This window comes from Aeromicrobium sp. YIM 150415, assembly GCF_016918125.1.
Classification (GTDB): domain Bacteria; phylum Actinomycetota; class Actinomycetes; order Propionibacteriales; family Nocardioidaceae; genus Aeromicrobium; species Aeromicrobium piscarium.
In genome coordinates, this window is the sequence record NZ_JAERWM010000005.1 from 41,393 (window position 1) to 52,481 (window position 11,089).

An 11,089-nucleotide genomic window follows, 5' to 3' on the forward strand; every position below is an offset into this window, starting at 1 on the left:
CCTGCGAAAGGTTGAGAGGCGACCGCCGCCCGTGCGGACGCTCAGATATCGCGGAAGGTCTCGATCTCGGCGCCCAGGGCGTTGAGCCTGGTCGCCAGATCCTCGTAGCCGCGATTGATGACATAGACGCTGCGCAGCACCGAGGTGCCCTTGGCGGCCAGCATCGCGAGCAGGATGACCACGGCGGGACGCAGCGCGGGCGGGCACACGAGCTCGGCGCCGCTCCAATGCGTCGGACCCTCGATGAGGACCCGGTGCGGATCCATCAGCTTGACCCTCGCACCCAGCTTATTGAGCTCGGTCAGGTAGATGGCGCGATTCTCGTACACCCAGTCGTGCAGCATCGTCTGCCCGTCCGCGGTCGCCGCGATGACGGCGAAGAACGGCAGATTGTCGATATTGAGGCCGGGGAACGGCATCGGGTGGATCTTGTCGATCGGCGCCCTCAGCTGCGACGGATGCGTGGTGATGTCCACCAGGCGGGTCTGACCGTTCTCGGCCATGTACTCGGCCGACCGCTCGTAGACGAAGCCCATCTCCTCGAGCACCGCGAGCTCGATCTCCATGAACTCGATCGGCACCCGGCAGACCGTGATGCTGGACTTGGTGACGATGGCGGCCGCGATGAGGCTCATCGCCTCGATCGGGTCCTCGCTCGGCGCATAGTCGACATCGGTGCGGATGTCCGGCTCACCGTGCACGCGCAGGGTGGTGGTGCCGATGCCCTCGATTCGGACACCCAGCTTCTCCAGGAAGAAGCAGAGGTCCTGGACCATGTAGTTCGAGCTGGCATTGCGGATGACCGTGACTCCGTCGTAGCGGGCCGCGGCGAGCAGCGCGTTCTCCGTCACGGTGTCGCCGCGCTCGGTGAGGACGATCGGACGCTCGGGACCGGTGCCCTGCGCGGCGGACGCGTGGTAGCTGCCCTCGGTGGCGATGACCTTCAGGCCGAAGGGACGCAGAGCCGTCATGTGCGGCTCCACCGTGCGGGTGCCGAGATCGCATCCTCCCGCATAGGGAAGCTCGAACTCGGGAACCCGGTGCATGAGGGGGCCGAGGAACATGATGATGCTGCGTGTGCGGCGCGCGGCGGCGGCGTCCATCGCCGCGAGGTTGAGCTTCTCCGGCACGACGAGCTCGAGATCGTTGTACTCGTTCAGCCAGCGGGTCTTGACGCCGATGGAGTCCAGCACCTCGAGCAGGCGGTTGACCTCCTCGATGCGCGCGACTTTGCGCAGGACCGTCGTACCGGTGTTGAGCAGCGACGCACAGAGCAGCGCCACGCCGGCGTTCTTGCTCGACTTGACGTCGATCGAGCCCTGGAGTGTCGTGCCGCCCTTGACCCGCAGGTGGCTCGGCCCGGAGGTGCCCACGCTGACGATCTCGGAGTCGAGAGCCGAACCGATCCGCGCGAGCATGTCCAGCGTCAGGTTCTGCTGGCCCTTCTCGATGCGGTTGACGGCGCTCTGACTCGTGCGGAGCTGGGCGGCGAGTTGCGCCTGGGTCAGACCGGAGTGCTGGCGCGCATCGCGGATCAGGGTCCCGATGCGTCCGAGGTAGTCGTCTCGTTCCGTCATGTTTCGAGGCTATCTCATGTGTGAGATAGAGTCGCGTCGAGCGCGTGCGTCGATCGTCACATGTCGAGCGTGCCGTCCTGAGGGAGGTCTCGCGCATCCGGCACACCACCGAAACGGCTGACATGCTGCCAGTAGACGCCGTGTCCGGCCTCGGAGACGGTGCAGTCATGGATCGGGAACATGACCTTCGGGCCGACGCGCCCCACGAACTCGATGGTCTCGGCGACCTTGGTCCACGGAGCGGACAGCGGAACCGCCAGCACGTCGACCTCCGGGGGAGCGACGGCATAGCTGTCGCCGGGATGGAACAGTGTCGGCTCACCCGATGCGGTGACGAGCACGCCCACATTGGCGACCCTGGGCAGCGGCTCGGCGATGACCGCGTGCCATTCGCCGACGCCCGTCAGCTCCAGGTCGCCGACCAGGGTGAGCTCGCCGTCGCGGTGCGCCCGCCACGGCGAGCCGAGGCGCTCGGCGGTCTCCGGGTCGGCCAGCAGCGTGGCACCGGGATTGGCCTCCAGCAGGCCCCCGATGCGGTCGGGGTCCACATGATCGGGGTGCTGGTGCGTCACGACGATGGCGTCCAGCCCGGTCAGGTCGAAGACCGCGTCGCGGCTGAAGGTGCCGGGATCGATCAGAATGCGTGTCGCGCCCGATTCCACGAGAAGGGCAGCGTGCCCGTAACGAGTGACCAACATGTCGTCCATCGTGGCACGATGTCCGCATGACGCAGCGGGAGATCCTCACCTGGGAGCGGTACGGCACGGCGGTGCGCGAGCTCGCCCAGTCGGTCGCCGACAGCGGATTCGTCCCCGACGTGGTGCTGGCGGTCGCCCGCGGCGGTCTGATTCCCGCCGGCTCCGTCGCCTATGCGCTGGACTGCAAGAACCTCTTCACGATGAATGTCGAGTTCTACACGGGTGTCGGGACGACCCTCCCGGCTCCGCAACTGCTGCCGCCCTTCCTGGATCTCGCGGAGCTCAACGACATCGGCGTGCTGGTCGTCGACGATGTCGCCGACAGCGGTCGGACCCTCGAGCTGGTCGTCAACGTCTGCCGCGGGCATGCCGCCGAGGTGCGGTCGGCGGTCATCTACGAGAAGCCGAGATCCCTGATCGCGCCCGACTACGTATGGCGTCGCACCGATCTGTGGATCAACTTCCCGTGGTCGAGCGAGCCGGTGATCACCTCGCGATCGGGCGTCGCCGACGCCTGAGCGTCAGCGGCTGAAGGCGGCGTGCGCGAAGTCCTCGATCGCGTCGCACACGGCCGAGAACCGCAGCGACGCGAAGCGGTCGAAGCCGTGCTGCGCCCCCGGCAGTTCGGCCAGCGCCACGGTGTCGCCCGACAGCATCCGGCGATGTTCCGCATACCGCCGAGCGCCCGAGATGTCGACGAAGGAATCGGCATCGCCGTGGACGAGGAGCGTGAGCGGTGCCTGGTCGGCCGGGTACCTGGTCGGGTCCGAGGGGACATCGGAGCGTGTCCGCTGGGCGCCGTAGTAGCCGTAAAGTCCGACGAGTGCGCGTACCTGCGCGCCACGCAGGGTAGACAGCACCGCGAGATGCGCGCCGGCGGAGCTGCCCACGAGCACGATGCGCTCAGGATCGACGTCCAATTCCTCGGCATGCGTGCGGAGCCAGGTCACGACCTCGACGATGTCATCGGCATTCGCCGGGAACTCTCCGGCAGGAAGCAGCCGATAATCCGGCGAGACGGTCACCCAACCCCGGCGTGCGAGCCGGTACAGGAGCATCCGGGCGTCCTGCGAGCGCCGGCCTCGACGGAAGCTGCCGCCGTGCACGTGGACGAGAACCGGTGCGGGACCCGGAGGCCGGCGTCGGCGACGGTAGAGATCGAGCCGATTGGCCTCCCCATACGGCCCATAGGAGATCGCGCCGTGGCGCTCCACGCCCCTGGGCAGACGCGGCCAAGGGCGGAAGGCGAGGCTCGCCCAGGGGCGCGGGCGCCGAGCCGGGATGCCACCGACAGCGCGGACGGCGGACTCCAGCACGTTCCGTGCCGCGAGGGCGCGGCCCAGCAGCGCGACGCCGCCGAGCAGCGAACAGCCGAGCAGGAGGACGGCGACGACGCTGATCTCGCCGAGCGCGACGGTCGACGCGAGGAGGAACACGGTGAGTGCGAGGACCTGTAACGGCAGCTCGGAGGTCGCCACGCCGGCGTAGAAGCTGATCGTCGCGACCAGAGGATTGGCGCGGGCGGGCCACAGGGCGAGGACGACGCTGAACGCGAGCAGGGCGGACAGTGCCATCACCAGCGTGGTCATCGCGGCTCAGCGGATCGGCGACGAGAGCTGGACGTCCGGATGCGAGCTGGGCATGGCCGCATTGTGTCAGAGAGGGGGACCATGGGTGTGTCACGTCTCACATCGGGGCGAGGCCACGCCTACGTGACGTGGGTTTCGCTCCGTGACGGCTACGCCCCTCCTGTCACGGCTCCATTGCGTCCTGCTCGCAGAGCTCGCGGTCGCTACTCGACCACCGCTCCCGACCTTCGGTGGTCGAGTAGCTGCTGGGGACGAGCAGCGTAGCGAGACCACGCTTACGTCAGAGGTCACGACTACCGTGAGGGCTATGGACGAGACGAGCTGGAAAGACGTGCTGGAGCACTACCTGCGCAGGGCCCATCGCTCGGTGCACCGGACGATCGACGGCGTGAGCGAGTACGACCTGAGGCGTCCGTTGACGCCCACCGGCACCAATCTGCTCGGAGTGGTCAAGCACCTGGCGACGGTCGAGCACGGGTATCTGGTGACCTTGCCGGGACGCACGAGCCCTGCCGCCGAGGTCATCACGTGGGACGACGAGGAGAGCATGACCGATAACGCCGACCTCTGGGTCGAGCGGGACATGTCCAGCGAGTCGGTGATCTCGTTGTACGACCAGGTCGAGGAGGCATCCCTCGCCTCCCTGCGGGAGCTGCCGCTGGACACGCCAGTGACCGTCCCGTGGTGGCGACCCGATGCCCGGGACACCACCCTCGGCCTTCTCGCGGTGCACGTCATCTCCGAGACCGCTCAGCACGCGGGACAGCTCGACATCCTGCGCGAGCAGCTCGACGGTGCGACAGCCGAGTCGTCCGGCGACGGTCGCGACACGACCTGGTGGCGCGCCTATGTCGACAAGATCAGCGCGGAGGCCGAGCACTTCGCCTGATCGAGGTCGTCACTAGGCTGGGCGCGTGACCGAGCCGACGCTGTACACCCGCCTCATCGGCGACTCCGGGACCCCCGTGGTCTTCCTGCACGGGCTGTTCGGACAAGGACGCAACTTCACCCAGATCGCCAAAGGGCTCGAACCGGAGTTCCGGTCGCTGCTCGTCGACCTGCCCGACCACGGCCGCTCGCCGTGGACCGAGCGCGTCGACTACGTGACGATGGCCGATACGGTCGCGGACACGATCGGCGAGGTCTTCCCCGATCGGCGCGTCCACCTCGTCGGCCACTCGATGGGCGGGAAGGTGGCCATGATGACCGCCCTTCGCCACCCGGACCTCATCGACCGGCTGGTCATCGTCGATATCGCACCGGCGGTGAGCGAAGGGGCTGACGAGTTCGAGCATCTCCTCGGCAGCCTGGCAGCGCTCGATCTCGACTCCGTCGAACGGCGGTCGGATGCCGATACCGCCCTCGCGGGACGCATCGGCGACGAGCGGGTCCGAGGATTCCTCCTGCAGAATCTGCGACCTCACGACGGCGGTTTCGCCTGGCAGGCCAACCTGTCCGTACTCCGCCGAGATCTGGATCGGATCGGAGACTTCCCCGAGATCGATGCCGTCTTCGAAGGGCCGACGCTCTGGGTGGCGGGGGAGAGGTCGGACTACATTCGGCCCGAGCACGCCGGCCGGATGCGCGAGCTCTTTCCCCGCACCACACAGGTCACGGTCAAGGATGCCGGCCACTGGGTGCACTCCGAGCAGCCCGAGTCGTTCATCGCGATCCTGCGCGCCTTCCTCAGCAACGACTGAGCTCCCGAGCCGTGGCACGATACAGCCATGGCCGATGATGCCGTCGAACAGCGGCTGCGCGATCTCACGCTGCTGCGGCGTGTGCGCGACCGCATCGATCGCGATTACGCCCAGCCCCTGGACGTCCCCTCCCTGGCCCGCGACGTGCACATGTCGACGGGCCATCTGAGCCGGCAGTTCCGGCTGGCCTACGGCGAGAGCCCCTACAGCTATCTCATGACGCGGCGGATCGAGAGGGCGATGACGCTGTTGCGGCGGGGCGATCTCAGCGTCACGGAGGTCTGCTTCGCGGTCGGCTGTTCCTCGCTCGGTACGTTCAGCACCCGGTTCAGCGAGCTCGTCGGCGAGCCGCCGAGTGTCTACCAGCGACGCTCGGGCACCGGACTCCCCGGCGTGCCCTCCCTCGTCACCAAACGCGTCACCCGACCGATCAGGAATCAAGAAGCGTCCACCGCGCCCGCGGCTTTACTGTGAGCCTCATGAACCTGAGAATCCACGTCACCTTCCTGCCTCACGAGGACGCCGAGACCTCGATGGCGTTCTTCCGCGATGTCCTCGACTTCGAAGTCCGCAACGACGTCGGGTACGACGGCATGCGCTGGATCACGGTCGGGCCGCCGGATCAACCCGACACCTCGATCGTGCTGTTCCCACCCGCCGCCGACCCGGGTATCACGCCTGAGGAGCTGACCGTCGTCCGCGAGATGATGGCCAAGGGCACCTTCTCCTCGCTCGTCCTGGCGACGAGCGACCTCGACGAGGTCTTCGAGCGCCTGCAACGGCACGATGCCGATATCGTTCAGGAGCCCATCGACCAGGACTACGGTGTACGCGACTGCGCCGTCCGCGACCCCGCCGGCAATATGATCCGCATCCAGGAACGAGAGTGAATCGATGACCACGCCCCCTGCCCCCGCCGCCGACAGCCACGACGTCATCCGCGTGCGCGGGGCCAGGGAGAACAACCTGCGAGATGTCGACGTCGAACTGCCGAAGCGACGTCTCACCGTCTTCACCGGCGTCTCGGGATCCGGCAAGAGCTCGCTCGTGTTCGGCACTATCGCCGCGGAGTCGCAGCGTCTCATCAACGAGACCTACAGCGCCTTCGTGCAGGGCTTCATGCCGACCCTCGCCCGTCCCGATGTCGACGTGCTCGAGGGGCTGACGACGGCGATCATCGTCGACCAGGAGCGCATGGGAGCCAATATCCGCTCGACGGTCGGCACCGTCACCGATGTCAACGCGATGCTGCGCATCCTGTTCAGCCGGCTCGGGGAGCCGCAGATCGGCTCCCCGCAGGCGTTCTCCTTCAACGTCGCGTCGATCAGCGGCGCGGGTGCCGTCAACTTCGAGCGGGGCGGCAAGACGGTCAAGGAACGCCGCGATTTCAGCATCACCGGCGGTATGTGCCCGCATTGCGAGGGGACCGGCCGGGTCAGCGACTTCGATCTGTCGGCGCTGTTCGATGCCGACAAGTCCCTCAACGAGGGTGCTGTCACCGTGCCGGGGTACAGCATGGACGGCTGGAACGGACGCATCTACCGCGGCTGCGGCTTCTTCGACCCGGACAAGCCGATCTCTGCCTTCACCGATACCGAGCTCGATGATCTCCTGTACAAGGAGGCCACCAAGGTCAAGATCGAAGGCATCAATCTCACGTACATGGGACTGATCCCGCAGATCCAGAAGTCCTTCCTGTCCAAGGACCGCGAGGCGATGCAGCCGCACATCAGGGCCTTCGTCGACCGGGCGATCACCTTCACGGACTGTCCCGAATGTCATGGCACTCGGCTGAGCGAGCTGGCCCGGTCCTCGCGAATCCGTGGCCGGAACATCGCGGAGCTGTGCGCGATGCAGATCAGCGACCTGGCGGCCTGGGTCGCCGAACTCGACGAGCCTTCGGCAGGGCCGCTGCTGGAGGCCCTGCGGGAGACTCTCGACTCCTTCGTGGAGATCGGTCTCGGCTATCTCAGCCTGGACCGGCCGTCGGGCACCCTGTCCGGGGGTGAGGCTCAACGAACCAAGATGATCCGCCACCTGGGGTCCTCGCTCACCGATGTCACCTACGTGTTCGACGAACCGACGATCGGGTTGCATCCGCACGACATCGCCCGAATGAACCAGCTGCTCCTGCAACTGCGCGACAAAGGCAACACGGTGCTCGTCGTCGAGCACAAGCCCGAGACGATCGCGATCGGCGATCACGTGGTCGACCTCGGGCCCCGAGCGGGCACTGAGGGCGGCCAGCTGGTCTACGAGGGGACCGTCGAGGGCCTGCGCTCCAGCGACACGCTCACGGGTCGGCACCTCGATGACCGGGCCGCGCTGAAGCCGCAGGTGCGGGCCGCGAACGGGACCCTGGAGGTCCGCGGCGCCGATAGCCACAATCTGCGAGAGGTCGATGTCGACATTCCGCTCGGTGTCCTCTGCGCCGTCACCGGGGTGGCGGGTTCGGGCAAGAGCTCGCTCGTGCATGGATCGATTGCCGGGCGAGAGGGAGTCGTGGTCATCGACCAGGGCGCGATCAAGGGCTCGCGACGCAGCAATCCCGCGACCTACACCGGCCTGCTCGACCCGATTCGCAAGGCCTTCGCCAAGGCGAACGGGGTGAAGCCCGGACTGTTCAGCGCCAACTCCGACGGTGCCTGCCCGCACTGCAAGGGCGCCGGCGTGGTCTACACGGATCTGGCGATGATGGCGGGCGTGGCCGTGCCGTGCGAGGTCTGCGATGGCAAGCGGTTCCAGGCCGAGGTGCTGGAGTACACCTTCGGTGGCAAGGACATCAGCGAGGTGCTCGCGATGTCGGTCGGCCAGGCCGAGGAGTTCTTCGGAGCGGGCGATGGCAGGATTCCGGCGGCCCACAAGATCCTCGTCCGGCTCGCCGACGTCGGCCTCGGTTACATCAAGCTCGGCCAGCCGTTGACGACGCTGTCCGGTGGTGAGCGTCAACGGCTCAAGCTCGCCGCGCAGATGGGAGAGAAGGCCGATGTCTACGTCCTCGACGAGCCGACCACCGGCCTGCACCTCGCCGATGTCGAGCAGCTGCTCGGGCTGCTGGATCGCCTCGTCGACACGGGCAAGTCCGTCGTCGTCATCGAGCACCATCAGGCCGTCATGGCCCATGCGGACTGGATCATCGACCTCGGTCCCGGCGCGGGGCATGACGGCGGACTCATCGTCTTCGAGGGCACGCCGGCCGAGCTGGTCGCGGAGGCGTCGACGCTCACCGGGCAGCATCTCGCCGAGTACGTCGGCTAGCGGGTGTGTGACGACGGAAGATGTGATTCCGCGGTCGCGATGGCTACCGCGGAGTCACATCCTTCGTCAGCTCACCGCGAGTGGAGGATGACCAGCCGCTGTGTCGCGCGGGTCATGGCGACATAGCGGTCGACGGCGCCCTCAATGCCGTCGCCGAAGGAATCGGGATCGAGCAGGACGACCAAGTCGAACTCGAGCCCCTTGGCGAGCGCGGGGGAGAGGTGTCGCACTCGTGACGGGTCACGAAGATCCACCGCGGTGCCCCCGATGACGCAGGCCGTCCCCTCCGCGTGGGCTGCGAGCCAGTCATCGAGGAGGTGCTCGAGATCGTCAGGATGTCCGTGAAGGACGGGAAGGCCGCTCGACCGCACCGATATCGGCACATTGGCGTCCGGCAACACCCGGCGGATGACGGGAGCAGCCTCCTCCATGACCTCGGCCGGTGTGCGGTAGTTGACCGTGAGGGAGGCCTGCTCGATCGTCTCGATGCCCACGCGCCGTAGTCGTTCCTCCCACGACTCGGTGAAGCCCCGTCTCGACTGGGCCCGGTCGCCCACGATGGTGACGCTCCGGGACGGACACCGGCTGAGCACCATCTGCCATTCGGCATCGCTGAGCTCCTGGGCCTCGTCCACGATGAGGTGCGCGAACGGCCCGTCGAGGGGCTCACGCTGGTCCTCCAACGGTGCCTCATCGTCGAGCACTGATCGAAGGTCGTCACCACGCAACATCGACATCACCAGCATCTCGGAGTCGTCGGCCGCGATGAGATCGTCGATCACCCGCGTACGTTCCTCACGTTTGGCGGCGAGGGCGGCGCCATGGCGGCGACGACGCCACGCGGCATGTGGGTCGCCCAGCCGGCGACGTGCCGCATCCAGCAGCGGACGGTCCGAGGCAGTCCAGGCCCGCGGTTCGGCCCGCTGGAGCGATCGAACCTCGTCGGCGGTGAGCCACGGCGCGCACCGGCGCAGATACGCCGGCACCTCCCAGAGATCGCCGACGAGATCGTAGGGATCGATCAACGGCCAGGCCCGGTCGAAGGCTTCAGCGAGCCCGGCGTCTCGCCGCAGCACCCGCACCAGTTCCTCGACGGACACCTCCATCTCGGGGCGACCGTCGACGAGGATCGCGAGTACCGCCTCCCAGACCTCGTCGCGCGCGTCATTGTGCGGCCGTTGAGGATCAGCCGAGGCGAAGGCCTCGGCCCAGTCGGCGGGTCGCAGCAGCAGATCAGCCCAGGGGGTCTCCACCACCAGGGACTCCGTGGGCGGTTCCTCGTAGAGCTGGACGGCCGGCTCTATCGCCTCGACCATGGCCGCCTGTGCCTTGAGCCGCGCCACCTCCTCGTCCGCCTCCGCCGGCACGTCCGGTAGGCCCGGCACCAGGTCCCCGACGGTGCAGGTCGAGACTCCGTCCTCGCCCAGACTCGGAAGGACATCGCCGATGTAGGCCAGGTAGGGCCGGTGCGGACCGATCACCAGCACGCCACCGCGCCCCTCCCCGAGCCGGGGATCGGCATAGAGCAGATAGGCGGCCCGGTGCAGAGCGACCACGGTCTTACCGGTCCCAGGGCCTCCGTCGACCACCAGCGCGCCCGCCGAGGAAGCACGGATGATCGCGTCCTGGTCCGCTTGGATCGTGGTGAGAACCTCCTGCATCCGCGACGAGCGGCTCCGCACGAGAGACGCGAGGAGCGCCGAGTCCTCGTCTGGGGCGAGATCCTCGGATCCGTCGCCGGCGAGGACCTCGTCCCAGTAGTCGACGACCCGGCCGTCACTCCAGCGGTAGCGCCGACGGCTCACTAGACCCATCGGCCGCCTCGGGGTGGCGGCGAAGAAGGGCTCGGCTGCGGGCGAACGCCAGTCGATCAGCAGACGGCGACCGTCCGGAGCGGTGAGGCCCATCCTTCCGATGTAGACGGGGGCATCGGGAGCATCCGCGGGCGCCATCCGGCCGAGGCACATCTCGGGGGCGAAGCGGCGCAGCCGGCGCGTCTCCGCGTCGAGACGACGCACCTCCTGATCGCGGTCGAGCGCGGCCTGGCCCGGGCCGGCAGGGGCTCGGAGCGCCGCGTCGCGCCGTGATGTGAGCTCGCGGAGCCGTTCCGCGATGACGGTGGCGAGCTCGGCGAAGCGCAGCTCGTCGGCGTGGATGAGCGCGGTCTGCGCCTTCGCCATACGGCTGTCCGGCAGCGCGAAGACAGGGGACGAGTCAGGGGACGGGGACATGGATTCAGGAGTGTGGGGAGATCGCATCAGATGAGG

The 11,089-nt window shown here is 67.8% G+C and carries 10 protein-coding genes; 6 read left to right on the top strand and 4 right to left on the bottom strand.

Annotated elements, in window-relative coordinates; all coding sequences use genetic code 11:
* Positions 1-41: 41 nt before the first annotated feature.
* Together JL108_RS03605 and JL108_RS03610 are read right to left on the bottom strand one after the other, a co-directional pair.
* Positions 42-1,577, bottom strand: a complete 1,536-nt coding sequence (locus JL108_RS03605) for a UDP-N-acetylglucosamine 1-carboxyvinyltransferase (RefSeq protein ID WP_143912272.1) — start codon at positions 1,575-1,577, stop codon at positions 42-44.
* Between the two features lie 56 nt (positions 1,578-1,633).
* Complete coding sequence (locus JL108_RS03610; RefSeq protein WP_205197128.1) at positions 1,634-2,284, bottom strand: MBL fold metallo-hydrolase; 651 nt, start codon at positions 2,282-2,284, stop codon at positions 1,634-1,636.
* A gap of 17 nt (positions 2,285-2,301) precedes the next feature.
* Here JL108_RS03610 and JL108_RS03615 point away from each other — a divergent pair, with 17 nt between their 5' ends.
* Positions 2,302-2,793 carry a phosphoribosyltransferase gene (locus tag JL108_RS03615; RefSeq protein ID WP_205197129.1) on the top strand — a complete coding sequence of 164 codons (492 nt, stop codon included), beginning with the start codon at positions 2,302-2,304 and terminating at the stop codon, positions 2,791-2,793.
* 3 nt (positions 2,794-2,796) lie between these two features.
* Here JL108_RS03615 and JL108_RS03620 read toward each other — a convergent pair whose 3' ends face one another.
* Positions 2,797-3,864, bottom strand: coding sequence for an alpha/beta hydrolase (locus JL108_RS03620; protein WP_205197130.1), 1,068 nt, complete (start codon positions 3,862-3,864; stop codon positions 2,797-2,799).
* 307 nt (positions 3,865-4,171) lie between these two features.
* Here JL108_RS03620 and JL108_RS03625 point away from each other — a divergent pair, with 307 nt between their 5' ends.
* From JL108_RS03625 to JL108_RS03645, 5 genes are read left to right on the top strand one after another with little or no spacing between them, the layout of a single operon-like run.
* A complete protein-coding gene (locus JL108_RS03625; protein WP_205197131.1) occupies positions 4,172-4,753 on the top strand; it encodes a DinB family protein in 582 nt (193 codons plus the stop codon).
* 25 nt (positions 4,754-4,778) lie between these two features.
* Positions 4,779-5,564 (top strand): alpha/beta fold hydrolase, encoded by a 786-nt coding sequence (locus tag JL108_RS03630; RefSeq protein WP_205197132.1) that lies wholly within the window; start codon positions 4,779-4,781, stop codon positions 5,562-5,564.
* Between the two features lie 27 nt (positions 5,565-5,591).
* Positions 5,592-6,038, top strand: coding sequence for a helix-turn-helix transcriptional regulator (locus JL108_RS03635; RefSeq protein WP_205197133.1), 447 nt, complete (start codon positions 5,592-5,594; stop codon positions 6,036-6,038).
* A 5-nt stretch (positions 6,039-6,043) separates the two neighbouring features.
* Positions 6,044-6,454 carry a VOC family protein gene (locus JL108_RS03640; protein ID WP_143912283.1) on the top strand — a complete coding sequence of 137 codons (411 nt, stop codon included), beginning with the start codon at positions 6,044-6,046 and terminating at the stop codon, positions 6,452-6,454.
* Positions 6,455-6,458: 4 nt separating this feature from the next.
* On the top strand, positions 6,459-8,822 hold the full coding sequence (locus tag JL108_RS03645) for an excinuclease ABC subunit UvrA (RefSeq protein ID WP_205197134.1): 2,364 nt from the start codon (positions 6,459-6,461) through the stop codon (positions 8,820-8,822).
* Positions 8,823-8,893: 71 nt separating this feature from the next.
* Here JL108_RS03645 and helR read toward each other — a convergent pair whose 3' ends face one another.
* Complete coding sequence (gene helR, locus JL108_RS03650) at positions 8,894-11,053, bottom strand: RNA polymerase recycling motor ATPase HelR (RefSeq protein ID WP_205197135.1); 2,160 nt, start codon at positions 11,051-11,053, stop codon at positions 8,894-8,896.
* Positions 11,054-11,089 lie beyond the last annotated feature (36 nt).

Excerpts from the sequence above, each read along its gene's own strand:
- JL108_RS03605 (WP_143912272.1), bottom strand. The coding sequence starts at position 1,577 with ATGACGGAACGAGACGACTACCTCGGACGCATCGGGACCCTGATCCGC.
- JL108_RS03610 (WP_205197128.1), bottom strand. The coding sequence starts at position 2,284 with ATGGACGACATGTTGGTCACTCGTTACGGGCACGCTGCCCTTCTCGTG.
- JL108_RS03615 (WP_205197129.1), top strand. The coding sequence starts at position 2,302 with ATGACGCAGCGGGAGATCCTCACCTGGGAGCGGTACGGCACGGCGGTG.
- JL108_RS03620 (WP_205197130.1), bottom strand. The coding sequence starts at position 3,864 with ATGACCACGCTGGTGATGGCACTGTCCGCCCTGCTCGCGTTCAGCGTC.
- JL108_RS03625 (WP_205197131.1), top strand. The coding sequence starts at position 4,172 with ATGGACGAGACGAGCTGGAAAGACGTGCTGGAGCACTACCTGCGCAGG.
- JL108_RS03635 (WP_205197133.1), top strand. The coding sequence starts at position 5,592 with ATGGCCGATGATGCCGTCGAACAGCGGCTGCGCGATCTCACGCTGCTG.
- JL108_RS03640 (WP_143912283.1), top strand. The coding sequence starts at position 6,044 with ATGAACCTGAGAATCCACGTCACCTTCCTGCCTCACGAGGACGCCGAG.
- JL108_RS03645 (WP_205197134.1), top strand. The coding sequence starts at position 6,459 with ATGACCACGCCCCCTGCCCCCGCCGCCGACAGCCACGACGTCATCCGC.
- helR (WP_205197135.1), bottom strand. The coding sequence starts at position 11,053 with ATGTCCCCGTCCCCTGACTCGTCCCCTGTCTTCGCGCTGCCGGACAGC.